The organism is Streptococcus sp. 151470009-6, from assembly GCF_053628175.1.
In genome coordinates, this window is the sequence record NZ_JBSEZF010000003.1 from 212696 (window position 1) to 237262 (window position 24567).

Consider the following 24567-nt stretch of genomic DNA (forward strand, 5'->3'; position numbering starts at 1 on the left):
TTCTTTTTTTATGACATTTGTCATATTTCCTAGTGACAGAAGCATCTAGCTCCGTCAACTTCAAAAGACTATAATTGAAGTAGGAAATGGAGGAAGAAGAAATGAAAAATAAAATGATTGTCGCAGTGGGTTTAGTAGCAGCAGGAGTTATGACCTATCTCATGTTTTCAGGATTGGACGAGGGTTTCTACCATTTTCCTTGGGAGCTCTTTGCTGGCTTTGGAATGATGTCTTGGCTTGTCAGAGAAGGTTTGAAATTGGTCAGAGATGTGAAAAAGGAGTTTGAGGAATGAAAAAAGCAATCATCTATTTCTTTATCAGCCTATCACTCTTGGTATGGTTAGTGGAAATGTTTACTGGTTGGTTTGACCAAACCGTGCTTCGCCAATTTATTCGTGGTGCTTGGGGTTTTGGGTTTATGATTTTCGTTGTTTTCCCTATGGGAATGAAGTGGTTGAAAGGAGAATCTCATGACTGTGATTAAAGTTGAGAAATTGAGTAAGAAAATAAAAGACAAGGAGATCTTGCGGAACATCTCCTTTGAAATCAACGATGGTGAATGTGTCGCCTTGATCGGACCTAACGGAGCAGGTAAGACGACCTTGATTGATTGCCTCTTGGGCGACAAGTTCGTGAGCTCAGGTCAGATAGCTATTCAAGGCTTTGCACCAACAGATCCTCGATTAAAGCAGCTTATTTCTATCTTACCTCAAGAAAATACGGTGGTTCAAGACTTGAAAGTGAAAGAACTCTTATCCTTCTTTCAATCAATCTATCCAAACAGTCTCTCCAATCAAGAAATTGATGACTTGCTGAGATTTTCGGACAAACAGAAAAATCAGCTAGCGGGCAAGTTGTCTGGTGGGCAAAAACGTTTGTTCTCTTTCGTGTTGGCACTAATAGGTCGTCCGAAAATTCTATTTTTGGACGAACCAACTGCTGCCATGGATACCTCGACACGTCAGCATTTTTGGGAAATTGTCAATCAGTTAAAGAAAAATGGTGTCACCATTGTCTACTCTTCTCACTATATCGAAGAGGTAGAACATACGGCTGACCGCATTTTGGTCCTCCACAAGGGTGAATTGATTCGCGATACGACGCCTTATGCCATGCGTGGTGAAGAACAGGAAAAACACTTTACCGTTCCTCTAACTTATCAGGAAGTTATCAGCACTTTGGACCAGATTCAAGGGCTTGAAATCAAGCAAAATGCTCTTTCCTTCACAACCAAAGAAGCCAGCCAGGTATGGGAAGCCTTGCAAGAACAGGGCTGCATGATCGAAGAAATTGAAGTTCGCAATCGAACTCTCTTAGACAGTATCTTCGAAACGACTCAAGATTAAAGGAGATTGACGATGAAAAATATGACAAGTCTCATGAAAGTGGAAATCATTCTGATGAAACGGCAAGCCGTCTACTACTTGCTATCCATCGGACTTCCAAGTGTGTTTTACCTTATCTTTTCTGGTATGATGTCAGGGTCAGATGTTCCAGAAATTGTTCTTCAAGCCTATCTTTTTGCCATGACGCTCTTTAGTATCATGTCAAGCGCCTTTTTCAGTATCCCTAGCACACTCGAGTCTGATAAGACAAACAACTGGCAAAAATTGATTCAACATTCTCCTGTTTCTATGGTAGAATATTATGTATCAAAACTGTTCAGTACGCTGCTGACTTTCTTGTTATCAATTATAGTTGTCTTTTCGGTTGGTCATTTTGTCCGCGGAGTGACGCTGCCTTGGCTTGACTGGTTGGTGATTGGTACTATTTTGCTGGTCGGTAGCGTGGTCTTTATCAGCATGGGTGTCTTGGTGAGTTTGCTTCCCAGTGCTCAACTGATGACGGTTATTGGAAATATTGCCTATATTGCTTTGGCTGTCCTAGGTGGACTCTGGTTTCCTTTGAATTCATTCCCAGAATGGCTCCAATCTATTGGAAAACTGACTCCAACCTATCAACTGATGCAGGTCGTCTCTACTTATTTGGAGCACCATGAATTTAATATTCTTGCTGCCTTAGTTGTACTAGGCTATACAGTTTTCTTTGGTGTATTGGTCATTCAACTGAAAAAACGGATCGAGGTAAAATAAATCTATGTTGGAAAAATTAAAAAACACTCATTATATGTTTCATATTTCAACAGTGTTTATCATCTTTCCTATAGCGGGTGTCATCGGTGGAGAGTACCCGCTTTTAACCTTGTTATGGACCTTACTATTTGTTCTTGCCTTCTACTCGGTTTTAATCAGTCAGAATCGCACCGTGCAGTGGCTAGCTTGGTGGATCATGCTTGCCTACATTTTTTACAGTTCCATCTGGCTAAATGCGAGCTTCGCTTGGTTTATCTTTTATTTATCTAATCTCCTTATTTATGAGCTGGATGAGGTTTCTTTCCACTCTTGGCGTTTTGTCAGTTTTGTTGTCTTACAACCGATGATTTTAACTGGAATCTCTATGGTTGGTCAAGTTAGTCCCTGGCACCTCCTCTTTTTCTTGGTGACCTTTATCGTTTCTGATGCCTTGACCTTCGGTCTTTATCGGATTCAGGTATCTGAACAGATAAAAGAAGAAAAGATGAAACAAAATGCCAAGCTCAGTCTTTTCTTGGCTGAAAATGAACGCAGTCGTATTGGTCAGGATCTTCATGACAGTCTAGGCCATACCTTTGCTATGTTGAGCGTGAAGACGGACCTTGCCCTCCAGCTTCTTCAAATGCAGGCCTATCCTCAAGTGGAAAAAGAATTAAAAGAAATTCATCAGATCAGTAAAGAATCCATGAATGAAGTTCGTACAATTATCGAAAATCTTAAAACAAGAACCCTTGTTTCCGAATTTACGACTGTGAAAAAAATGCTGGAAATTGCAGGAATTGAAACAGAAATCGATCACCAATTAGATACTGCTAGCTTAACTCAGGATTTGGAGTCAACGGCTTCCATGATTTTGCTTGAGTTAGTGACCAATATCATCAAACATGCCAAAGCATCGAAAGCTTACTTGAAATTAGAACGAACTGAGAAAGAACTCATTCTAACAGTGAGAGATGATGGATGTGGCTTTGCTTCTTTAAAAGGAGATGAGCTCCATACCGTTCGAGACCGTGTCCTTCCTTTTTCAGGAGAAGTAAAGGTGATCAGTCAGAAACATCCGACTGAAGTGCAGGTTCGACTACCTTATAAGGAGAGAAACTAAGATGAAACTACTTGTTGCAGAAGATCAAAGTATGTTGCGAGATGCCATGTGCCAGTTGCTTACCTTTCAACCAGATGTAGATTCTGTCCTACAAGCCAAGGATGGCCAAGAAGCAATCCAACTTTTAGAAAAAGAGTCTGTGGATATCGCCATTCTTGACGTAGAAATGCCTGTTAAGACAGGCCTCGAAGTCTTGGAGTGGATACGAGCAGAAAAGCTAGAAACAAAGGTGGTTGTGGTGACGACCTTCAAACGCCCTGGCTATTTTGAACGTGCGGTCAAGGCTGGAGTGGATGCTTATGTCTTGAAAGAAAGAAGCATTGCAGACCTCATGCAAACCTTGCACACTGTTCTTGAAGGACGTAAGGAATATTCGCCTGAATTGATGGAAGTGGTGATGACGCACCCCAATCCGTTAACAGAGCAAGAAATCGCTGTTTTAAAGGGAATCGCTCAGGGCTTGTCTAATCAAGAAATCGCAGATCAGCTTTATCTATCAAATGGAACCGTCCGAAACTATGTCACCAATATTCTTTCGAAACTAGATGCTGGTAATCGAACAGAGGCAGCCAACATTGCAAAAGAATCTGGTTGGCTTTGATAAGAAGGGTTAAAAAATTCCGAAATGACAACTTGAATCGAAGGAAATCCATACTAGAAAGGAGGAGGCAAATAGCCTCCTTTTCTGGTTTAGAAAAGCGGTGAAAGCTAGTGTCAAAGAGTTAAAAGATCAGAATAAAAATGAAAAATATCTTGACAATGAAGGAAAAATTGTGTTACAATAATAGACGGTACTTTTTACTTTTGGTCTCTCAAAAGTGTACAGGGACGTGCTGACAAATGTTGCAAAAGTACACACAGATGGTAGCTGTCACCAAGTGTATCATCACCAAAAATAAAAAAACACAGGAGAATGTAGATGCCTACAATTAACCAATTGGTTCGCAAACCGCGTAAATCAAAAGTAGAAAAATCTAAATCACCAGCTTTGAACGTTGGTTACAACAGTCATAAAAAAGTTCAAACAAACGTTTCTTCACCACAAAAACGTGGTGTTGCAACTCGTGTTGGAACAATGACACCTAAAAAACCTAACTCTGCCCTTCGTAAATTCGCTCGTGTACGTTTGAGCAACCTTATCGAAGTTACTGCCTACATCCCAGGTATCGGACACAACTTGCAAGAACACAGCGTGGTGCTTCTTCGCGGTGGACGTGTAAAAGACCTTCCAGGGGTACGTTACCATATCGTCCGTGGTGCACTTGATACTGCAGGTGTTAACGATCGTAAACAAGGCCGTTCTAAATACGGTACTAAACGTCCGAAAAAAGCATAAGGAAAGGGGATAAAGAGAAATGAGTCGTAAAAATAGAGCTCCAAAACGTGACGTATTGCCAGATCCGCTTTACAATTCACAATTAGTTACTCGTCTTATCAACCGCGTTATGCTTGACGGTAAACGTGGTACAGCTGCTTCAATCGTTTACGGTGCTTTTGAGCAAATCAAAGAAGCTACTGGTAACGATGCACTTGAAGTATTTGAAACAGCTATGGAAAACATCATGCCTGTACTTGAAGTACGTGCACGTCGTGTTGGTGGATCTAACTACCAAGTCCCAGTTGAAGTTCGTCCAGAACGTCGTACAACACTTGGACTTCGTTGGTTGGTAACAATCGCTCGCCTTCGTGGTGAACACACAATGCAAGACCGTCTTGCAAAAGAAATCTTGGATGCTGCGAACAACACTGGTGCAGCAGTTAAGAAACGTGAAGACACTCACCGTATGGCTGAAGCTAACCGTGCCTTCGCACACTTCCGTTGGTAATAAAATGATACCAAGAGCGGTAAAGGCCCAAGGCAAAAATAGGAAACTGATGCAGTGTTCCGTGAACACAAAGCAGTTTATCTTTTTTGCACCGGGCCCTCGCTCGAGTTCGAATCAGTTAACTTAAGCTTCTAGCCCGAGTTCAATTCAACTTGTCTACAAGTTGAAACCAACAAAAACAAGATAAACATTGAGAACGGGTAGGTCCTGCCTATCCGTTTTTATTAAAATCGTGTTATAATAGATTAGAAATTAAAAAAATAGGAGAAAAAAACCTCATGGCACGCGAATTTTCACTTGAAAAAACTCGTAATATCGGTATCATGGCTCACGTCGACGCCGGTAAAACAACTACAACTGAGCGTATCCTTTACTACACTGGTAAAATCCACAAAATCGGTGAAACTCACGAAGGTGCGTCACAAATGGACTGGATGGAGCAAGAGCAAGAACGTGGTATCACTATCACATCTGCTGCGACAACAGCTCAATGGAACAACCACCGCGTAAACATCATCGACACACCAGGACACGTGGACTTCACAATCGAAGTACAACGTTCTCTTCGTGTATTGGACGGTGCGGTTACAGTTCTTGACTCACAATCAGGTGTTGAGCCTCAAACTGAAACTGTTTGGCGTCAAGCAACTGAATACGGAGTTCCACGTATCGTATTTGCCAACAAAATGGACAAAATCGGTGCTGACTTCCTTTACTCAGTAAGCACACTTCATGACCGTCTTCAAGCAAATGCACACCCAATTCAATTGCCAATCGGTGCTGAAGATGACTTCCGTGGAATCATCGACTTGATCAAGATGAAAGCTGAAATCTATACTAACGACCTTGGTACAGATATCCTTGAAGAAGATATTCCAGCTGAATACCTTGACCAAGCACAAGAATACCGTGAAAAATTGGTTGAAGCAGTTGCTGAAACTGACGAAGAATTGATGATGAAATACCTCGAAGGTGAAGAAATCACTAACGAAGAATTGAAAGCTGGTATCCGTAAAGCGACTATCAACGTTGAATTCTTCCCAGTATTGTGTGGTTCAGCCTTCAAGAACAAAGGTGTTCAATTGATGCTTGATGCGGTTATCGACTACCTTCCAAGCCCACTTGATATCCCAGCGATCAAGGGTATCAACCCAGATACTGAAGAAGAAGAAACTCGTCCAGCATCTGATGAAGAGCCATTTTCAGCTCTTGCCTTCAAGATCATGACTGACCCATTCGTAGGTCGTTTGACATTCTTCCGTGTTTACTCAGGTGTTCTTCAGTCAGGTTCATACGTATTGAACACATCTAAAGGTAAACGTGAACGTATCGGACGTATCCTTCAAATGCACGCTAACAGCCGTCAAGAAATCGACACTGTATACTCAGGTGATATCGCTGCTGCCGTTGGTTTGAAAGACACTACAACTGGTGACTCATTGACAGATGAAAAAGCCAAAATCATTCTTGAGTCAATCAACGTTCCAGAACCAGTTATCCAATTGATGGTTGAACCAAAATCTAAAGCAGACCAAGACAAGATGGGTATCGCCCTTCAAAAATTGGCTGAAGAAGATCCAACATTCCGCGTTGAAACTAACGTTGAAACTGGTGAAACAGTTATCTCTGGTATGGGTGAGCTTCACCTTGACGTCCTTGTTGACCGTATGCGTCGTGAGTTCAAAGTTGAAGCGAACGTAGGTGCTCCTCAAGTATCTTACCGTGAAACATTCCGCGCTTCTACTCAAGCACGTGGATTCTTCAAACGTCAGTCTGGTGGTAAAGGTCAATTCGGTGATGTATGGATTGAATTTACTCCAAACGAAGAAGGTAAAGGGTTCGAATTCGAAAACGCAATCGTCGGTGGTGTCGTTCCTCGTGAATTTATCCCAGCGGTAGAAAAAGGTTTGGTAGAATCTATGGCTAACGGTGTTCTTGCTGGTTACCCAATGGTTGACGTTAAAGCTAAGCTTTACGATGGTTCATACCACGATGTCGACTCATCTGAAACTGCCTTCAAGATCGCTGCATCTCTTGCACTTAAAGAAGCTGCTAAGACTGCACAACCAGCTATCCTTGAACCAATGATGCTTGTAACAATCACTGTTCCAGAAGAAAACCTTGGTGATGTTATGGGTCACGTAACTGCTCGTCGTGGACGTGTAGATGGTATGGAAGCACACGGTAACAGCCAAATCGTTCGTGCTTACGTTCCACTTGCTGAAATGTTCGGTTACGCAACAGTTCTTCGTTCTGCATCACAAGGACGTGGTACTTTCATGATGGTATTCGACCACTACGAAGATGTACCTAAGTCAGTACAAGAAGAAATCATTAAGAAAAACAAAGGTGAAGACTAATCAGTCCTCGCTCTAGAAGGAAGTCACTTGCTGGCTTCCTTTTTTATGCCTTTCTCAAGCATCTTGTATGTCTATATTTGCAAAATGAAAGAAATCTAGTAAGGATTTTAGAAAGTCTATTTACTAAGAAAATAGAGAAAGTTAATAAATGAAAGTTAATAAAGAATCCGATTTTGTTTAAATTGTTAATAAAAATTATAAAAACATTCATAAATACACTATTAGATAGAAAATTCAGAAAATTGATACTTTTGCCTTGAAAATATTTGAAAAAATGGTATGATAATAACAAGCTATTTTTTTAAGAGAAGAGAAAGGGGAACAATGGAGAAAATCAGTTTAGACGCTCCTAAGACGGGATCGGACCTAGTTTTGGAAACCCTCCATGATTTAGGAATTGATACCATATTTGGTTATCCTGGTGGAGCTGTCTTGCCTTTATATGATGCGATTTATAATTTCAAAGGTATTCGTCACATTTTAGGTCGTCATGAGCAAGGCTGTTTGCACGAAGCTGAAGGTTATGCCAAATCAACTGGAAAGTTGGGTGTCGCAGTCGTCACAAGTGGACCAGGAGCAACAAATGCCATTACAGGGATTGCGGATGCCATGAGCGATAGCGTTCCCCTTTTGGTCTTTACCGGACAAGTCGCTCGAGCGGGAATTGGGAAGGATGCCTTTCAGGAGGCGGATATTGTCGGTATTACCATGCCCATTACCAAGTACAATTACCAAGTTCGTGAGACAGCTGACATTCCTCGTATCATTACGGAAGCTGTCCATATCGCGACCACAGGTCGTCCAGGTCCTGTCGTGATTGACTTGCCTAAGGATGTATCTGCCCTCGAAACAGACTTCATCTATTCGCCTGAAGTGCATTTGCCAAGTTATCAACCGACGATAGAACCAAACGACATGCAAATCAAGAAAATCTTGAAACAATTGTCTAAGGCTAAGAAACCTGTTTTGTTGGCAGGTGGTGGAATCAGCTATGCAGAAGCTTCTAAAGAACTGAATGAATTTGCTGAACGCTATCAAATTCCAGTCGTTACCAGTCTTTTGGGACAAGGTACAATTGCAACAAGCCATCCACTCTTCCTCGGAATGGGAGGCATGCATGGTTCTTTCGCAGCTAATATTGCCATGACCGAGGCAGACTTTATGATTAGTATTGGTTGCCGTTTCGATGACCGCCTGACTGGAAATCCTAAGACCTTTGCTAAAAATGCCAAGGTTGCTCATATCGATATTGATCCAGCAGAGATTGGTAAGATTATTAGTGCAGACATTCCAGTGGTTGGGGACGCAAAGAAAGCCTTGCAGATGCTACTAGCAGAACCAACTGTTCATAACAATACTGAAAAGTGGATTGACAAAGTTACTAAGGACAAGAACCGTGTTCGTTCTTATGATAAGAAAGAACGTGTGGTTCAACCGCAGGCAGTCATTGAACGCATCGGTGAGTTGACGAATGGGGATGCTATTGTCGTTACTGACGTTGGCCAACACCAAATGTGGACAGCCCAGTATTACCCATATCAGAATGAACGCCAATTGGTCACATCTGGTGGCTTGGGTACCATGGGATTTGGAGTTCCTGCAGCTATCGGAGCTAAGATTGCCAATCCGGAAAAAGAAGTAGTTCTTTTTGTCGGTGATGGTGGCTTCCAAATGACCAACCAGGAACTAGCCATCCTAAACATCTACAAGGTACCGATTAAGGTCGTGATGCTGAATAACCACTCACTAGGAATGGTTCGTCAGTGGCAGGAATCTTTCTATGAGGGTAGAACTTCAGAGTCAGTCTTTGACACTCTTCCTGACTTCCAGCTAATGGCACAAGCTTACGGAATCAAAAACTACAAGTTTGATAATCCAGAGACCATAGAGAAGGATCTAGAGGTCATTCTAGAGGATGTGCCGATGTTTATCGAGGTGGATATTTCTCGTAAGGAACAGGTTTTACCAATGGTACCAGCTGGGAAGAGCAATCATGAGATGTTGGGGGTGAAGTTCCATGCGTAGAATGTTAACAGCAAGACTACAAAACCGCTCAGGAGTACTCAACCGTTTTACGGGTGTCCTTTCTCGCCGTCAGGTCAATATTGAGAGTATCTCGGTCGGTGCGACTGAGGATCCAAACGTTTCACGGATTACCATCATCATTGATGTAGCTTCTCATGATGAGGTCGAGCAAATCATCAAGCAGCTCAACCGCCAGATCGATGTGATTCGTATTCGGGATATTACAGATAAACCTCACTTGGAAAGAGAAGTTATCTTGGTGAAGGTGTCTGCGCCTGCTGAAAAGCGTGCAGAAATCTTGGCTATTATTCAACCATTCCGTGCAACGGTGGTGGATGTGGCTCCAAGCTCGATTACGATCCAGATGACGGGAAATGCTGAAAAGAGCGAGGCACTCTTGCGAGTAATCCGTCCTTATGGAATTAGGAATATTGCTCGTACGGGCGCAACTGGATTTACCCGCGACTAATACTCTTTGATTTTCATTGAGTATAAAAAATAACTTAAATTTGTTAAACAAGTCTAAAATGCAATAAATAATAGAAAAGAGAGAAAAACTATGGCAGTACAAATGGAATACGAAAAAGATGTAAAAGTAGCAGCACTTGACGGTAAAAAAATCGCCGTAATTGGGTATGGATCACAAGGTCATGCTCATGCGCAAAACTTGCGTGATACAGGACACGATGTGATCATCGGTGTGCGTCCAGGTAAATCTTTTGATAAAGCCAAAGAAGACGGTTTTGACACTTATACAGTAGCAGAAGCGACTAAGTTGGCTGATGTGATCATGATTTTGGCACCAGATGAAATCCAAGCAGACCTTTATGCTGAAGAAGTAGCTCCAAACTTGGAAGCTGGTAACGCACTTGGATTTGCTCATGGCTTTAACATTCACTTCAAATTTATCAAAGCGCCAGAAAGTGTAGACGTCTTTATGTGTGCGCCTAAGGGACCAGGTCACTTGGTACGTCGTACCTTTGAAGAAGGATTCGGTGTTCCAGCCCTTTACGCAGTTTACCAAGATGCTACTGGAAATGCCAAAAATATCGCTATGGACTGGGCTAAGGGTGTTGGTTCAGCACGCGTTGGTCTTCTTGAAACAAGCTTCAAGGAAGAAACAGAAGAAGATCTATTTGGTGAACAAGCGGTTCTTTGCGGTGGTTTGACTGCTTTGATGGAAGCTGGTTTCGAAGTCTTGACAGAAGCTGGCTATGCACCAGAATTGGCTTACTTTGAAGTTCTTCACGAAATGAAACTCATCGTTGATTTGATCTATGAGGGTGGATTTAAGAAAATGCGTCAATCTATCTCAAACACTGCGGAGTTTGGTGACTACGTATCAGGCCCACGTGTCATTACTGACCAAGTCAAAGAAAACATGAAGGCTGTTCTTGCAGATATTCAAAATGGCAAGTTTGCCAATGACTTTGTCAATGACTACAAGGCTGGTCGTCCAAAATTGACTGCTTACCGTGAGCAAGCTGCAGATCTTGAAATTGAAAAAGTTGGTGTAGAACTACGTAAAGCAATGCCATTCGTTGGTAAAAACGATGATGATGCTTTCAAAATCTATAACTAATTCTTAGAATAAAGACAGAAGGCGAGTTGGGGGGTACCTGACTCGCTTTTTACCTTGTAAAGTATTTGAGGAGGAGACATGCTAAGTGCAAAAGATGTGGTGAAAGCCCACAAAGTTTTAAGTGGTGTAGTAGTGAATACACCACTGGAATATGATCATTATTTATCAGAAAAGTATGGAGCTAAGATCTATCTGAAAAAGGAAAATGCGCAACGAGTTCGCTCTTTTAAAATTCGTGGAGCTTATTATGCCATTTCACAGTTGACAAAAGAAGAACGTGGGCGTGGTGTGATCTGTGCATCGGCGGGGAATCACGCTCAAGGTGTCGCATACACTTGTAACGAGATGAAAATTCCTGCGACAATTTTTATGCCCATCACAACGCCTCAACAAAAGATTGGGCAAGTTCGCTTCTTTGGAGGTGACTATGTGACGATCAAATTGGTCGGAGATACTTTCGACGCTTCGGCTAAGGCAGCCCAAGAGTTCACTGTTTCAGAAAATAGAACCTTTATTGATCCTTTTGATGACATCCACGTTCAGGCAGGACAAGGAACAGTTGCCTATGAAATTTTAGAAGATGCTCGGAAAGAGTCAATCGACTTTGACACTGTTCTCGTTCCAGTCGGTGGTGGAGGTCTGATTGCGGGAGTTTCTACCTATATCAAGGAAACAAATCCGGAAATGGAAGTCATTGGTGTTGAAGCCAATGGAGCCCGTTCGATGAAGGCTGCTTTTGAAGCTGGAGAGCCAGTTAAATTAAAAGAAATCGACAAGTTTGCTGATGGTATAGCTGTACAGAAAGTTGGACAGTTGACCTATGAAGCGACACGTCAGAATGTTGAAACTCTTATAGGAGTGGATGAAGGCTTGATTTCTGAGACCTTGATTGATCTTTATTCCAAGCAAGGGATTGTCGCCGAACCGGCTGGAGCTGCCAGTGTTGCAGCCTTGGAAGTTCTATCGGACTATATCAAAGGCAAAACAATCTGCTGCATCATTTCTGGAGGCAATAACGATATTAACCGTATGCCGGAAATGGAAGAGCGTGCCTTGATTTATGATGGTATCAAGCATTACTTTGTAGTCAATTTCCCACAACGTCCAGGGGCTCTCCGAGAGTTTGTAAATGATATCTTGGGGCCGCATGATGATATTACTCGTTTTGAGTATATCAAACGAGCCAGCAAGGGGACAGGGCCAGTCTTGATCGGGATTGCTCTTGCGGATAAGCATGATTATAATGGCTTGATTCGTCGGATGGAAAAGTTTGACCCATCTTATATTAATTTGAATGGGAATGAGACTTTGTATAATATGTTAGTGTAAAATAAAATTATTATCATATTATTTGCGTAATTAATATGATGGTGCTATAATGAGGGTGATGAAAGGGGGAGATTCCCATGGTTTTACATGTTTTACTTGTTCTATTTTTTCTAGTGCTGATAGTATCAGCGATTGTAATTAGTTCTGTATATGTAGTACGGCAACAATCTGTCGCTATTATTGAACGCTTTGGTAAATACCAAAAGTTGAGTAATAGTGGTATTCATGTACGAGCTCCTTTTGGAATTGATAGGATTGCGGCTAGAGTCCAACTACGATTGTTGCAAAGTGAAATCGTTGTAGAAACTAAGACGCAGGATAATGTATTTGTGACGATGAATGTGGCTACTCAATATCGAGTTAATGAAAACAACGTTACGGATGCTTATTATAAATTGATGCGTCCAGAAGCTCAGATTAAATCCTATATAGAAGATGCTTTACGTTCATCTGTACCTAAGTTAACTTTAGATGAGTTATTTGAGAAGAAAGATGAAATTGCATTAGAAGTTCAAAAACAAGTAGCAGAAGAAATGTCTACATATGGGTATATCATTGTCAAAACGCTGATTACTAAGGTTGAACCTGATGCCGAAGTAAAACAATCAATGAATGAAATCAATGCAGCACAACGTAAAAGAGTTGCAGCGCAAGAACTTGCTGAAGCAGATAAGATTAAGATCGTGACCGCAGCAGAAGCAGAAGCAGAAAAAGATCGCCTACATGGGGTAGGGATTGCAGAGCAGCGTAAAGCGATTGTTGACGGACTTGCTGATTCTATCCAAGAGTTAAAAGGAGCCAATGTCGAACTAACTGAAGAACAAATCATGTCGATCCTATTAACGAACCAGTACTTAGATACGTTGAATAATTTTGCAGATAAAGAGGGTAATAATACAATCTTCCTACCAGCGAATCCTAATGGAGTTGAGGATATAAGAACTCATATATTATCGGCTTTAAAAGCCAAATAAAAATATGCAGAATATTATAGTTTGGACGAATATATGTTTTTTTATTGACAAACAAAATAAAAACGTATACAATTAAGTATTGTAAAGAATAATTTAGGAGAAGAACATGGCTAAGTCAAACTTTGAAAAAGTAGAAGCAGTTGTTGGCTGGGTTCGTGATAAGAAAATCACAGGCTACCGTATCTCTAAGGAAACCAACGCTCGTGAAATGTCTATCATTGCTCTAGCACAAGGTCGCGCAAAAGTTAAAAATATTTCATTTGAAACAGCCCTAGGTTTAATTGATTTCTATGAAAAAAATCATGAAAAATTTGAAGATTAAACCACGCTTACAGGCAGATTCTTAAAGCGGATCTGTCTTTCTTTTTCCTAATTACTAAAAAAGACTGCATTCTTTATGCAGTCTTTTATCTTATTTGAGATAGCGCTGAAGAAACTCTCGCGTCCGTTCTTCTTTAGGGTTCGTGAAGAGGTCTTCTGGCTTGCCTTCTTCAGCAATGACGCCCTTATCCATAAAGATGACACGGTGAGAGACATCGCGGGCGAACTCCATTTCGTGGGTTACGACAATCATGGTCAATCCTTCCTGAGCCAGGTCTTGCATGATTTTAAGGACTTCACCGACCATTTCTGGATCCAGAGCAGATGTTGGCTCATCAAAGAGGATGGCATCAGGATTCATGGAGAGGGCACGGGCGATGGCTACACGTTGCTTCTGGCCTCCAGAGAGTTGTTTTGGTTTGGCTTGCCAATAGCGTTCACCCATGCCAACTTTTTCAAGATTTTCTTTGGCAATTTTTTCAGCTTCAGAGCGTTCTCTTTTAAGGACAGTCGTTTGGGCGACAATAGTGTTTTCGAGAACATCGAGGTTTTCAAAGAGGTTGAAGGATTGAAAAACCATACCGAGTTTTTCACGATAGTGAGTAAGGTCATAGCCTTTTGCAAGGACGTTTTCTCCTCGGTAGAGAATTTCCCCCTCAGTAGGTGTTTCAAGTAGATTGATCGAACGTAGGAAGGTTGATTTTCCGCTTCCTGAGCTCCCGATGATGGAGATAACCTCTCCTTTGTGGACTGATAGAGAGATGTCTTTTAAGACTTCGTTTTGTCCATAGGATTTTTTGAGGTGTTTAATTTCAAGAATGGGTTGAGTCATTATTTCAAGTCCTCCGTTTGCATTTGATTAGCACCTGTAGTGTAGGTATCCATGTCCATACGTCTTTCGATGAAGCGTAGAATACGGGTCACTGTGAAGGTGAGGACAAAGTAAATCACGGCAATGATTGTAAATGTCTGGAAGTATTGATACGTTTGGGTGGCCACAGTATTACCAGAGAAGTAGAGTTCTACCACAGAGATAACATTCAGTACAGAGGTATCTTTGATATTGATGACAAACTCATTACCAGTAGCAGGTAAGATGTTGCGAACGACCTGGGGTAGGACAACCTTGCGCATGGTCTGATTATGGGTCATACCAAGAGCAGTTGCGGCTTCAAATTGTCCCTTGTCAACTGCTAGGATACCTCCACGGACGATTTCTGTCATGTAGGCACCCGTGTTGATTGAAACGATGAAGATGGCTGCAAGTGTACGATCGAGATTGATGCCGAAGGCTTGCGCTGTACCGTAGTAGATAACCATAGATTGAACAATCATCGGTGTACCACGGAAGATCTCGATATAGACATTGAGGATCCAGCCAAGTATCTTTTGCAAGCCATAGATGGCCTTGTTTTCAGATAGAGGTGCTGTACGGAAGACTCCGATTGCAAGCCCGATAATGAGCCCTGTAACAGTCCCGATAATGGAGATTAAGAGTGTGATACCAGCGCCGCGCAGGAGTTGTTGCCAGTTTTCAGAAAGGATCTTAACGACTTGGTTAAAGAAACTACTGTCTTCCTCCGTTGTTGTCGCCTCTACTGGTTGCTCTTTGATCATCCGATCCATGAGAGCTACTTGTTCTTCCTTAGAAATGGTTTCGATGCTGGCATTGATTTGACTAATGCGACTATCGTCTTTGCGAAGACCAATGGCAATAGCAGTGTCTTCTTCTCCTGTTTCAAAGCCCTTGTCAAGTTGGACCATCTTAAATTTTGAGTTGGCAGATTCAGCGGTCAGGGCTTCAGGACGTTCTGAAACATAAGCATCGATAACACCTGCTTCAAGTGCTTGGCGCATCTGAGCAAAGTCACCCATGGCTGTTTCTTTCTTGGCGCCAGGGATTTGGGAAATCAAATCATAGAGGTAAACACCTTGTTGGGACGTGATTTTTGCTCCACTAAAGTCGTTTAAAGATTTGGCATTCGCATAGGCAGAGTCCTTTTTGACCAATAGAACCGGTTCACTGGTATAGTAACTGCTTGAAAAAGCAATTTCTTGTTTGCGTTCAGCAGTTGGGCTCATACCTGCAATAATCATATCGATTTTGCCAGAAGTAAGGGCTGGAACAAGTCCTTCCCATTTGGTTTTCACAACCAAAGGTTCCTTGCCTAAGTCTTTGGCAATCTTTTTAGCGATTTGGACATCGTAGCCGTTGGCATATTGGTTGGTACCGTCGATTTTGACGGCGCCGTTACTATCGTCGTCTTGGGTCCAGTTGAAAGGGGCGTAAGCTGCCTCCATCCCGATGCGTAGATATTCATCGGCTTGGACCTGGCTAACTAGTCCCAGTGTGAGGGCTAGGCTAGCAAGCACAGATAAGCATAATTTTTTCATGTTTTCTCCTATTTCTAGTCTAAAAATGACTTCTCTCTATTGTATCTAAAAATAGTGATATTTTCAATACAAGTAAGCCTTTACTTATAAAAAATGATATAATAGGGAAAAGATTGAAAGGGAAATTGTTATGAAGAAAAGATGGCTACTGACTCTGATTCTTACTTGTTTATTATTTATTCCAAGTTTGGTTTTTGCGGTAGACTTTGATGTCTTATCCTACCAGGGTGATTTGAATATTCATGCAGATAATACAGCAATTTTTAAGGAAACAATCACCTACCGCTTTGGTGATGATTATAATGGTCAGTTAGTTGGACTCGGCAAAGCTGGGAAAATGCCAGAAGGATTTGCTATTGATCCTGACCCGACCGTCCAGGTCTCTAAAAATGGAAAAATTGTTCAAGATATTTCCTACTATACTATGGAGGAAGAGGATGGCTATAAGGTAAAAATTTACAATGCTGGCTATGCTGGGGATACGGTTCGGGTGACGGTTACCTGGAAACTATCAAACCTTCTCTTCTTATATAAGGATATCGCAGAGCTAAATTGGCAACCCTTGACAGATAGTACTGGAGACATCAAAGAGATTGAGTTCAAGGTCAGCTCTGATACTCCAGCGGAGAAACTCTATTTTCATGCAGGCCAACTCCTGAGGGACTCTAGTGTTGAAAAAGTTAATAATCTCTATCATGTCAAGATGAAAGACCTTCCTAAAAAACGACAGATTGAACTACATGCTTACTGGCCGAGAAGTGCTTTTGCAGGAGCTCCAGATCAAGGATTAGAGGAAGAACGTTTAACGGATTTTAATCGAATTGAAAGCAATATAGCGACAGAAAAAGCGCAAAGTGAGATAATGATGAAATGGGTCTTCCCGGTCATTTTTATGAGTCTCTTACTTCCAATTCCGATCTTTTATAGAATGTTTCGTCAAAGTACGACCATTAAAAAGGTCTTTCCAAAAGACCACAGGCTTTATGAACCGCCGATGGATTTGCCTCCAATGGTTCTAGCAGAAGCAGTGTATTCAACTTCCTTAGAGGAAGTCAATCCCCTAAACAAATCGGGTTTTGGTAAATTTACTTTTGAACGTTTGATTCAGGCAACCTTGTTGGATTTAGTAGATCGAGGTCATTTATCTATTTTCCAAGGTGATGAGGAACCTTATGTGCGCATTATCAGTGAAAAAGGTTTGTCCAATTTTGAGAAGGAATGCCTGCGCATGACCTTGTCGAATAAGAAGGAACTGGCTATTTCAGATTTATTCCCTGATTACCAAGTTTCATCATCCCTATACCGTGGTGCCAAAGAGTCAGATGAAAAACATATCCGAGAAACAGGATTGCGCCTCAAACGCTCCTTTGAAGGAAGACTTCAACGCATTCAGTCTTGTGTCAAGGATAAGGTTCATGTACTTCGTATCCCAAGCTACTATCGTCCCTTGACAAGTGAGGAACGCCGTCTTGCTCTCGGGATGCGAGTTTGTTCAGCCATAACGGCTCTAGGTGGATTGCTTTTCTTTTACTATAGCTGGCAAACACATGGCTTCTTTTCAGTTCCGTTTCTAATCTTAGGTTTGACAGGATTAGGGACCAGTTTCTGGGTTCATTTTGCGATGCGAGGAGCTTATCGTGATGGAGTTCTAACAGAAGAAGGGGCGGAGATTTTCTATCTTTGGACGAGTTTTGAAAATATGCTTCGTGATATTGCTCATCTGGATCAGGCAGAGCTGGAGAGTATCGTTGTTTGGAATCGTCTACTGGTCTATGCGACTCTCTTTGGTTATGCCAAGAAGGTGAGCAAGTTAATGAAAGTACGTCATATTCAACTAGAAAATCCAGATTTGAATCTATATATAGCCTATGGTTGGCACGCACAGTTTCATGCCTCAACTGCACAAATCAATCAATACACAGCTGTCGCTAATACAGCTAGCAACTACTCGGTATCTTCTGGAAGTGGTTCGTCTGGTGGCGGATTCTCTGGAGGCGGAGGTGGTGGTAGTATCGGCGCCTTCTAAAAAATCTATCGCAAGATCCGAAATTATGCTATAATAGAGGACAGAAAAAGGAGTAATGTATGTATTTTATTGAAATTTTGAAGTCAATCTTTTTTGGGATTGTTGAAGGAATTACAGAATGGTTGCCAATTTCAAGTACTGGTCACTTAATCCTAGCGCAAGAGTTTATCCAGTTTAAAGACCAAAATGAAGCCTTCATGTCCATGTTTAATGTTGTCATTCAGCTCGGTGCTATTTTAGCAGTTGTGGTAATCTACTTTAACAAGCTCAATCCTTTCAAACCTGGTAAAACCAAGGTCGAAGTTCGTCGAACTTGGCAATTATGGTCAAAAGTTTTCGTTGCGACCTTGCCTTTGCTATTGGTCTTTAAACTAGATGATTGGTTTGATGCCAACTTCCATAACATGGTTTCAGTTGCAATCATGTTGATTATCTTTGGGGTTGCCTTTATCTATCTTGAAAAACGAAATAAGGCGCAAGCTATTGAACCAACAGTAACAGAGTTAGACAAGTTGCCTTATAAAACAGCTCTTTACATTGGACTCTTCCAAGTCCTTGCCCTTTTCCCAGGGACAAGCCGTTCTGGAGCCACTATCGTCGGTGGTTTGTTGAATGGAACAAGTCGCTCTGTCGTAACAGAGTTTACCTTCTATCTCGGAATTCCTGTTATGTTCGGAGCCAGTGCTTTAAAGATTTTCAAATTTATTAAAGCAGGTCAACTTTTGAGTTTTGGTCAACTATTCTTGCTCTTGGTTGCTATGGGAGTAGCCTTTGCGGTCAGCATGGTTGCTATTCGTTTCTTGACCAGCTATGTGAAGAAGCACGACTTTACACTCTTTGGGAAATACCGTATTGTACTCGGTAGTGTCTTGTTGCTCTATAGTTTTGTGCGTTTGTTTGTATAAGTTGAAAATAGAATAAAATAGGATAGTTCGCCAAAAAAAAACATTTGGGGAACTATCCTATTTTTTATAATCGTTTAGTTTATTTTATATTACCTTATTATGTCGCCTTGCCCGACGTTTGTCTACGGTTTTAAAAGTAAACGAAAAGATTGTATTTAATTTGATTGACTTAAAATTTCTTGGATCAAAGATTCATCAAAAATATCCAGTCCGATGGATTGAAGCATAAATTGTAAAAAATAGATCCGATCGACAATTTTTTCGGAAGAATTTTCAAAAATACTTCCTTCTACCCAAAAGTTAGTCAAAAGCAAGATTGTCTCGGCCGCTTCATTAGGGAAGGGGATGGGTTGAATGGACTGATCTTCTATTCCTTTTTTTATAATATCTGCAATAAGGGGAGTTCCTATACGCAGATTGTAACGGATAATAGTCAGCATGAACTCTGCATCAAGAGGCGCGTGATTCAACATTTCGTAGTTAGTTTTCTGACTTTTTAAACAAAACTGAAAGATTTCTTTGAGCTGTTCTCTTCCAGTTAAATGACTGGTGGATTCAAGCCAGTCTAGCAATTCCTTTTCCATCAATTGATAACGCTGTTTTAAAACTGCAAAAAAAATTTCATCTTTTGATTGAAAATGGTGATAAATAGCTCCTTTTGAAATACTAGCTGTTTGCGCTATATTTTGTACACTTGTTTTTTCATAGCCGTTGTGAATAAAAAGCTGTGTAGCCGTTGATAAAATTTTTTCAATCATTGCTTGAGATTTTTCTGTTTTTGCGACCATTGGGTTCCTTCTCTCTGTTATATTAGATTTATTTTATCAAAAAAAGAAGAAAAGGTAATATTTGAGCAGTCTAACAAGTCTCATTCTTAAGAAAACCACTCTACTTTTTTAATTTTGCTTCTATGCGTTTGATGTGATACAAGTTTGAGAGAACTGTAATCCCACCGATGGTCATTATTCCTAAACCATTCCAAGGACTAAACAAAGTAGTGATGATCCCGCCAGTAATTGTAGCATACCCACATTTCACTCCCAAACGAGAATGTCGGATACCGCTCTCTCCTTGTGTTAATCGATAAAACTGTTCTTTTTGCTGCATTATTTGCTTTTTAATGGCTTCGTTATGACGTATTTGTTGTTGACGTACTCGTTGATTTTGTTTTTCAATAGAATCGATTGTTTTTTCTAGCATAGTTTTTTTCATGTTAAGTCCTCTCTTTTAAAAACCGACCAGAAGGTATTTTTTATATTTTCTAGTTTAACAAATAAAAATGAAGGTGTCAACATCTACCACTTATGATAAAAAGTTTTTTTACTAGAAACTATTTGAAATCTATCTCACATTTTTAGTTTTAAGTGTTGGAGTTAATACTTAATTAAAACCAACTGCCCCTTTTCATTAATAAATTGTCAAAAAATATTGTAGTCCAAGTATATGTGTGGAAATATTATTTGAAAATTATAGTATATATCCTAGAACAAATGCGGTAGGGCATAAAACTAAACTATATTTCCCAAAAGCATTCAGTTTTCTAATAAAAGAGAGAGGGAATAAGAGGAAGAGGCTTTCTTAAATTAGGAATTATTAGAGTCTAAAAGGGGAATAATACTGATTCAGTCTGCTGAATGTTGGTCAGCAATTTAAGATAGTACTCAGACTGTTTTAGTGGTTAGCTATCACGATCTAAGAATTATTTTTAAAACAGAAAGAGGCTGAAATACTTTTGTTCCAACCTCATTTGATTTAAACCAATGCCCCCTCCGAGGATTTAAAATCCTGTCACCGTAATTCCTAGTAAACGGATACCTTTTTCTTTTTCAGCTAGCTCTTCGTAGAGTTGAAGGGCGGTTTGCGCAATTTGGCTAGCGTCCTGTGTGGCTTGTGGGAGGCTTTTTCGTCTAGTCAGAGTGGAGAAGTCGGTGTAACGAATCTTTAGGATAATGATTTTTCCAGCTTTGTCTTGTTTACTGAGGTTGAGAGCTACTTTTTCAGAGAGAAGAGTCAGCTCTTTTTTGATATCTTCTTCATCCTGGAGAATCTTACCATAGGTTTTCTCCTTCCCGATTGATTTGCGGATGCGATTGGACTTGACTGGAGAATTGTGAATACCACGAGCTTTTCTATAAAGGTCAAAACCGAGTCTGCCAAAGCGATCGATTAAAGTAACTTCTGAGACGTCCAATAAGTCTGCACCAGTATAAATGCCCATTTCATGAAGCTTTTCTACTGTTTTCTTACCTACACCATGAAATTTAGCAATGTCCATTTGTTTGAGAAAATCCTCAGCCTGATCTGGGAGGATGACTGTTAAACCATGTGGTTTTTGATAGTCACTAGCCATTTTAGCTAGAAATTTATTGTAGGAAACGCCAGCAGAAGCAGTCAAGTGCAGTTCCTGCCAGATATCTTGTTGGATGAGGCGAGCTATTTTAACAGCTGACTTGATACCGAGTTTATTTTCTGTCACATCCAAGTAGGCTTCGTCGATACTCATAGGTTCAATCAAATCAGTGTAGCGTTTAAAAATAGCTCGAATCTCAAGTCCAACTGCCTTATACTTTTCATAATTCCCGGAGATAAAGACGGCTTGGGGGCAACGCTCATAAGCTTCTTTAGAACTCATGGCAGAGTGAATACCAAAAGCTCGTGCCTCATAGCTACAGGTAGAAACGACTCCTCGACCGCCAGTTTGTCTAGGGTCACTTCCAATGATGACAGGTTTTCCTTTTAATTTAGGATTGTCTCGTATTTCCACCGCAGCAAAAAAGGCATCCATGTCGATATGGATGATTTTTCTTGACAGATCATTAATCAATGGAAATATGAGCATTATTGCACCTTTCTAGCGTCATTTTCTATTCATTATACCTTTTTTTCTGAAAAAATGGAAAAGAGTAATCCTGCTTTCAAAAATATAATACAGATTGTGTCTAAAAATAGACTGTATTAGAAAAGAAAGTAACATAAAAGCCGGATTTCGCTTGTTGAAATCGGTTACTGTATGGTATACTTGACTCATGAATGTAACAGATGGCTGTTACTAGAAAGAAAAATGAGGACATTAACATGGTTGTTAAGACAGTTGTTGAAGCACAAGACATTTTTGATAAAGCTTGGGAAGGCTTCAAAGGCGTAGATTGGAAAGAAAAAGCAAGCGTTTCTCGCTTCGTTCAAGCTAACTACACACCTTATGATGGTGATGAAAGCTTCCTTGCTGGACCAACAGAACGTTCACTTCACATCAAAAAGATTGTAGAAGAAACTAAGGCTCACTACGAAGAAACTCGTTTCCCAATGGACACTCGTCCAACATCTATTGCTGATATTCCTGCTGGATTTATAGACAAAGAAAACGAAGTTATCTTCGGTATCCAAAACGATGAACTCTTCAAATTGAACTTCATGCCAAGAGGTGGTATCCGTATGGCTGAAACTACTTTGAAAGAAAATGGATACGAACCAGATCCAGCTGTTCACGAAATCTTCACTAAATATGTAACAACAGTTAACGACGGTATCTTCCGTGCCTACACTTCAAACATCCGTCGTGCTCGCCACGCTCACACTGTAACTGGACTTCCAGATGCATACTCACGTGGACGTATCATCGGTGTTTACGCACGTCTTGCTCTTTATGGTGCAGACTACTTGATGCAAGAAAAAGTAAACGATTGGAACTCAATCGAAGAAATCGATGAAGAAACAATCCGTCTTCGTGAAGAAATCAACCTTCAATACCAAGCATTGCAACAAGTTGTTCGCTTGGGTGACCTTTACGGGGTTGATGTTCGCAAACCAGCGATGAACGTCAAAGAAGCAATCCAATGGGTTAACATTGCTTTCATGGCTGTCTGCCGTGTGATTAATGGTGCCGCTACATCTCTAGGTCGTGTGCCAATCGTATTGGACATCTTTGCAGAACGTGACCTTGCTCGTGGTACATTTACTGAATCAGAAATCCAAGAGTTTGTTGATGATTTCGTTATGAAACTTCGTACAGTTAAATTTGCACGTACAAAAGCTTATGACCAATTGTACTCAGGTGACCCAACCTTCATCACAACTTCTATGGCTGGTATGGGTAACGACGGTCGTCACCGTGTTACTAAGATGGACTACCGTTTCTTGAACACTCTTGACAACATCGGCAACTCACCAGAACCAAACTTGACAGTTCTTTGGACTGACAAATTGCCTTACAATTTCCGTCGCTACTGTATGCACATGAGCCACAAACACTCTTCTATCCAATACGAAGGTGTAACAACAATGGCTAAAGACGGATACGGTGAAATGAGCTGTATCTCATGTTGTGTATCTCCACTTGACCCAGAAAACGAAGATCAACGTCACAACATCCAGTACTTCGGTGCTCGTGTAAACGTTCTTAAAGCTCTTCTTACTGGTTTGAACGGTGGTTACGACGATGTTCACAAAGACTACAAGGTATTTGACATCGATCCTATCCGTGACGAAGTTCTTGAATTCGAATCAGTTAAAGCCAACTTCGAAAAATCTCTTGACTGGTTGACTGACACTTACGTAGATGCTTTGAACATCATCCACTACATGACTGACAAGTACAACTACGAAGCTGTTCAAATGGCCTTCTTGCCAACTAAACAACGTGCTAACATGGGATTCGGTATCTGTGGATTTGCTAACACAGTTGATACATTGTCAGCTATCAAGTACGCTACAGTTAAACCAATCCGTGATGAAAATGGCTACATCTACGATTATGAAACAATCGGTGAATACCCACGTTGGGGTGAAGATGACCCTCGTTCAAACGAATTGGCTGAATGGTTGATCGAAGCTTACACAACTCGTCTACGTAGCCACAAACTTTACAAAGACGCTGAAGCTACAGTATCACTCTTGACTATCACATCTAACGTTGCTTACTCTAAACAAACTGGTAACTCACCAGTCCACAAAGGTGTATACCTCAACGAAGATGGTTCTGTGAACTTGTCTAAACTTGAATTCTTCTCACCAGGTGCTAACCCGTCTAACAAAGCTAAAGGTGGATGGTTGCAAAACTTGAACTCACTTGCTAGCCTAGACTTTGGTTACGCAGCTGACGGTATCTCATTGACAACTCAAGTTTCTCCACGTGCTCTTGGTAAGACTCGTGACGAACAAGTTGATAACTTGGTAACAATCCTTGATGGTTACTTCGAAAACGGTGGACAACACGTTAACTTGAACGTTATGGACTTGAACGATGTTTACGAAAAGATCATGTCAGGTGAAGATGTTATCGTACGTATCTCTGGATACTGTGTAAACACTAAATACCTCACTCCAGAGCAAAAAACTGAATTGACACAACGTGTCTTCCACGAAGTTCTTTCAATGGATGATGCATTGCTCTAAGATAGTATAAAGAAAACTAGCCATATGGCTAGTTTTTTTGTTACTGAGGTTTTGATAATTTTAAAACAAGGAATATTATAGTTTTTATTCTCAGAGAGAAGAGACAAATTACTTCTATATAAAGTATGGCTTTTTCTGCCTTACTGCTGGTGTCATAGAATTGACTAAAAAGGATTGAATTCTACAAAATATAGACTTCAATCCTTTTTTAAATATACTATTTAGCTTGAAGAGTAAAT

Annotated in this window: 23 protein-coding genes; 18 read left to right on the plus strand and 5 right to left on the minus strand. The window is 40.8% G+C overall.

Annotated features, from left to right (window positions below; genetic code table 11):
- The first annotated feature begins 86 nt into the window (after nt 1-86).
- From ACUW6H_RS06090 to ACUW6H_RS06160, 15 genes are all read left to right on the plus strand, one after another.
- Entirely contained in the window at nt 87-293 is a 207-nt protein-coding gene (locus ACUW6H_RS06090; protein WP_454362963.1) for a hypothetical protein, read from the plus strand.
- Complete coding sequence (locus ACUW6H_RS06095) at nt 290-484, plus strand: hypothetical protein (protein WP_000709170.1); 195 nt, start codon at nt 290-292, stop codon at nt 482-484. Before ACUW6H_RS06090 ends, ACUW6H_RS06095 begins: the two co-directional genes overlap by 4 nt.
- Nucleotides 471-1346, plus strand: a complete 876-nt coding sequence (locus ACUW6H_RS06100) for an ABC transporter ATP-binding protein (protein WP_454362965.1) — start codon at nt 471-473, stop codon at nt 1344-1346. Before ACUW6H_RS06095 ends, ACUW6H_RS06100 begins: the two co-directional genes overlap by 14 nt.
- A gap of 12 nt (nt 1347-1358) precedes the next feature.
- Nucleotides 1359-2093 (plus strand): ABC transporter permease, encoded by a 735-nt coding sequence (locus ACUW6H_RS06105; protein ID WP_454362967.1) that lies wholly within the window; start codon nt 1359-1361, stop codon nt 2091-2093.
- 4 nt (nt 2094-2097) lie between these two features.
- Complete coding sequence (locus ACUW6H_RS06110; RefSeq protein ID WP_454362969.1) at nt 2098-3195, plus strand: sensor histidine kinase; 1098 nt, start codon at nt 2098-2100, stop codon at nt 3193-3195.
- A 1-nt stretch (nt 3196) separates the two neighbouring features.
- Nucleotides 3197-3796 carry a response regulator transcription factor gene (locus tag ACUW6H_RS06115; RefSeq protein ID WP_000772061.1) on the plus strand — a complete coding sequence of 200 codons (600 nt, stop codon included), beginning with the start codon at nt 3197-3199 and terminating at the stop codon, nt 3794-3796.
- Nucleotides 3797-4114: 318 nt separating this feature from the next.
- Complete coding sequence (rpsL, locus tag ACUW6H_RS06120; RefSeq protein WP_001142333.1) at nt 4115-4531, plus strand: 30S ribosomal protein S12; 417 nt, start codon at nt 4115-4117, stop codon at nt 4529-4531.
- A gap of 19 nt (nt 4532-4550) precedes the next feature.
- Nucleotides 4551-5021 (plus strand): 30S ribosomal protein S7, encoded by a 471-nt coding sequence (gene rpsG, locus ACUW6H_RS06125; protein WP_000087873.1) that lies wholly within the window; start codon nt 4551-4553, stop codon nt 5019-5021.
- Between the two features lie 278 nt (nt 5022-5299).
- A complete protein-coding gene (gene fusA, locus ACUW6H_RS06130) occupies nt 5300-7381 on the plus strand; it encodes an elongation factor G (protein WP_075565740.1) in 2082 nt (693 codons plus the stop codon).
- A gap of 324 nt (nt 7382-7705) precedes the next feature.
- Nucleotides 7706-9406, plus strand: a complete 1701-nt coding sequence (locus ACUW6H_RS06135) for an acetolactate synthase large subunit (RefSeq protein ID WP_049536788.1) — start codon at nt 7706-7708, stop codon at nt 9404-9406.
- Nucleotides 9399-9875: an acetolactate synthase small subunit gene (ilvN, locus tag ACUW6H_RS06140; protein ID WP_001253812.1), complete on the plus strand. Its 477-nt coding sequence runs from the start codon at nt 9399-9401 to the stop codon at nt 9873-9875. The genes ACUW6H_RS06135 and ilvN overlap by 8 nt, the downstream gene beginning before the upstream one ends.
- A gap of 90 nt (nt 9876-9965) precedes the next feature.
- A complete protein-coding gene (gene ilvC / locus ACUW6H_RS06145) occupies nt 9966-10988 on the plus strand; it encodes a ketol-acid reductoisomerase (protein ID WP_454363016.1) in 1023 nt (340 codons plus the stop codon).
- 78 nt (nt 10989-11066) lie between these two features.
- Complete coding sequence (gene ilvA / locus ACUW6H_RS06150) at nt 11067-12317, plus strand: threonine ammonia-lyase IlvA (protein WP_454363018.1); 1251 nt, start codon at nt 11067-11069, stop codon at nt 12315-12317.
- 77 nt (nt 12318-12394) lie between these two features.
- A complete protein-coding gene (locus ACUW6H_RS06155; RefSeq protein WP_000242872.1) occupies nt 12395-13291 on the plus strand; it encodes an SPFH domain-containing protein in 897 nt (298 codons plus the stop codon).
- Between the two features lie 106 nt (nt 13292-13397).
- Nucleotides 13398-13613, plus strand: coding sequence for a capsule biosynthesis transcriptional regulator (locus ACUW6H_RS06160; RefSeq protein ID WP_001130031.1), 216 nt, complete (start codon nt 13398-13400; stop codon nt 13611-13613).
- Between the two features lie 90 nt (nt 13614-13703).
- On the opposite strand, the gene ACUW6H_RS06165 is transcribed toward ACUW6H_RS06160, so the two are convergent.
- Nucleotides 13704-14444: an amino acid ABC transporter ATP-binding protein gene (locus ACUW6H_RS06165; protein WP_096408354.1), complete on the minus strand. Its 741-nt coding sequence runs from the start codon at nt 14442-14444 to the stop codon at nt 13704-13706.
- Nucleotides 14444-16006 (minus strand): ABC transporter substrate-binding protein/permease, encoded by a 1563-nt coding sequence (locus tag ACUW6H_RS06170; RefSeq protein ID WP_454363021.1) that lies wholly within the window; start codon nt 16004-16006, stop codon nt 14444-14446. Before ACUW6H_RS06170 ends, ACUW6H_RS06165 begins: the two co-directional genes overlap by 1 nt.
- A 130-nt stretch (nt 16007-16136) precedes the next feature.
- On the opposite strand from ACUW6H_RS06170, the gene ACUW6H_RS06175 reads away from it, so the two are divergent.
- The gene (locus ACUW6H_RS06175; RefSeq protein ID WP_454363023.1) at nt 16137-18032 is read left to right on the plus strand and encodes a DUF2207 family protein; all 1896 of its coding nucleotides are present in this window, start codon (nt 16137-16139) and stop codon (nt 18030-18032) included.
- Nucleotides 18033-18091: 59 nt separating this feature from the next.
- Nucleotides 18092-18937: an undecaprenyl-diphosphate phosphatase gene (locus ACUW6H_RS06180; protein ID WP_096408346.1), complete on the plus strand. Its 846-nt coding sequence runs from the start codon at nt 18092-18094 to the stop codon at nt 18935-18937.
- Nucleotides 18938-19092: 155 nt separating this feature from the next.
- Here ACUW6H_RS06180 and ACUW6H_RS06185 read toward each other — a convergent pair whose 3' ends face one another.
- The 3 genes from ACUW6H_RS06185 to dinB form a co-directional block, all read right to left on the minus strand.
- Nucleotides 19093-19725, minus strand: a complete 633-nt coding sequence (locus ACUW6H_RS06185) for a TetR/AcrR family transcriptional regulator (RefSeq protein WP_096408344.1) — start codon at nt 19723-19725, stop codon at nt 19093-19095.
- A 100-nt stretch (nt 19726-19825) separates the two neighbouring features.
- Nucleotides 19826-20149: a hypothetical protein gene (locus tag ACUW6H_RS06190; RefSeq protein WP_454363026.1), complete on the minus strand. Its 324-nt coding sequence runs from the start codon at nt 20147-20149 to the stop codon at nt 19826-19828.
- 565 nt (nt 20150-20714) lie between these two features.
- Nucleotides 20715-21776, minus strand: a complete 1062-nt coding sequence (gene dinB / locus ACUW6H_RS06195; protein WP_454363028.1) for a DNA polymerase IV — start codon at nt 21774-21776, stop codon at nt 20715-20717.
- Between the two features lie 236 nt (nt 21777-22012).
- Between dinB and pflB the strand changes: the two genes are divergently transcribed.
- The gene (gene pflB, locus ACUW6H_RS06200) at nt 22013-24328 is read left to right on the plus strand and encodes a formate C-acetyltransferase (RefSeq protein WP_096408339.1); all 2316 of its coding nucleotides are present in this window, start codon (nt 22013-22015) and stop codon (nt 24326-24328) included.
- Nucleotides 24329-24567: the final 239 nt, after the last annotated feature.

Excerpts from the sequence above, each read along its gene's own strand:
- ACUW6H_RS06100 (WP_454362965.1), top strand. The coding sequence starts at position 471 with ATGACTGTGATTAAAGTTGAGAAATTGAGTAAGAAAATAAAAGACAAG.
- ACUW6H_RS06105 (WP_454362967.1), top strand. The coding sequence starts at position 1,359 with ATGAAAAATATGACAAGTCTCATGAAAGTGGAAATCATTCTGATGAAA.
- ilvC (WP_454363016.1), top strand. The coding sequence starts at position 9,966 with ATGGCAGTACAAATGGAATACGAAAAAGATGTAAAAGTAGCAGCACTT.
- ACUW6H_RS06115 (WP_000772061.1), top strand. The coding sequence starts at position 3,197 with ATGAAACTACTTGTTGCAGAAGATCAAAGTATGTTGCGAGATGCCATG.
- ACUW6H_RS06175 (WP_454363023.1), top strand. The coding sequence starts at position 16,137 with ATGAAGAAAAGATGGCTACTGACTCTGATTCTTACTTGTTTATTATTT.
- fusA (WP_075565740.1), top strand. The coding sequence starts at position 5,300 with ATGGCACGCGAATTTTCACTTGAAAAAACTCGTAATATCGGTATCATG.
- ACUW6H_RS06190 (WP_454363026.1), bottom strand. The coding sequence starts at position 20,149 with ATGAAAAAAACTATGCTAGAAAAAACAATCGATTCTATTGAAAAACAA.
- ACUW6H_RS06110 (WP_454362969.1), top strand. The coding sequence starts at position 2,098 with ATGTTGGAAAAATTAAAAAACACTCATTATATGTTTCATATTTCAACA.
- ACUW6H_RS06155 (WP_000242872.1), top strand. The coding sequence starts at position 12,395 with ATGGTTTTACATGTTTTACTTGTTCTATTTTTTCTAGTGCTGATAGTA.
- ACUW6H_RS06180 (WP_096408346.1), top strand. The coding sequence starts at position 18,092 with ATGTATTTTATTGAAATTTTGAAGTCAATCTTTTTTGGGATTGTTGAA.
- ACUW6H_RS06185 (WP_096408344.1), bottom strand. The coding sequence starts at position 19,725 with ATGGTCGCAAAAACAGAAAAATCTCAAGCAATGATTGAAAAAATTTTA.
- ACUW6H_RS06165 (WP_096408354.1), bottom strand. The coding sequence starts at position 14,444 with ATGACTCAACCCATTCTTGAAATTAAACACCTCAAAAAATCCTATGGA.
- ACUW6H_RS06090 (WP_454362963.1), top strand. The coding sequence starts at position 87 with ATGGAGGAAGAAGAAATGAAAAATAAAATGATTGTCGCAGTGGGTTTA.
- ilvA (WP_454363018.1), top strand. The coding sequence starts at position 11,067 with ATGCTAAGTGCAAAAGATGTGGTGAAAGCCCACAAAGTTTTAAGTGGT.
- ACUW6H_RS06170 (WP_454363021.1), bottom strand. The coding sequence starts at position 16,006 with ATGAAAAAATTATGCTTATCTGTGCTTGCTAGCCTAGCCCTCACACTG.
- ACUW6H_RS06135 (WP_049536788.1), top strand. The coding sequence starts at position 7,706 with ATGGAGAAAATCAGTTTAGACGCTCCTAAGACGGGATCGGACCTAGTT.
- ACUW6H_RS06095 (WP_000709170.1), top strand. The coding sequence starts at position 290 with ATGAAAAAAGCAATCATCTATTTCTTTATCAGCCTATCACTCTTGGTA.
- dinB (WP_454363028.1), bottom strand. The coding sequence starts at position 21,776 with ATGCTCATATTTCCATTGATTAATGATCTGTCAAGAAAAATCATCCAT.
- rpsL (WP_001142333.1), top strand. The coding sequence starts at position 4,115 with ATGCCTACAATTAACCAATTGGTTCGCAAACCGCGTAAATCAAAAGTA.
- ilvN (WP_001253812.1), top strand. The coding sequence starts at position 9,399 with ATGCGTAGAATGTTAACAGCAAGACTACAAAACCGCTCAGGAGTACTC.
- pflB (WP_096408339.1), top strand. The coding sequence starts at position 22,013 with ATGGTTGTTAAGACAGTTGTTGAAGCACAAGACATTTTTGATAAAGCT.
- rpsG (WP_000087873.1), top strand. The coding sequence starts at position 4,551 with ATGAGTCGTAAAAATAGAGCTCCAAAACGTGACGTATTGCCAGATCCG.
- ACUW6H_RS06160 (WP_001130031.1), top strand. The coding sequence starts at position 13,398 with ATGGCTAAGTCAAACTTTGAAAAAGTAGAAGCAGTTGTTGGCTGGGTT.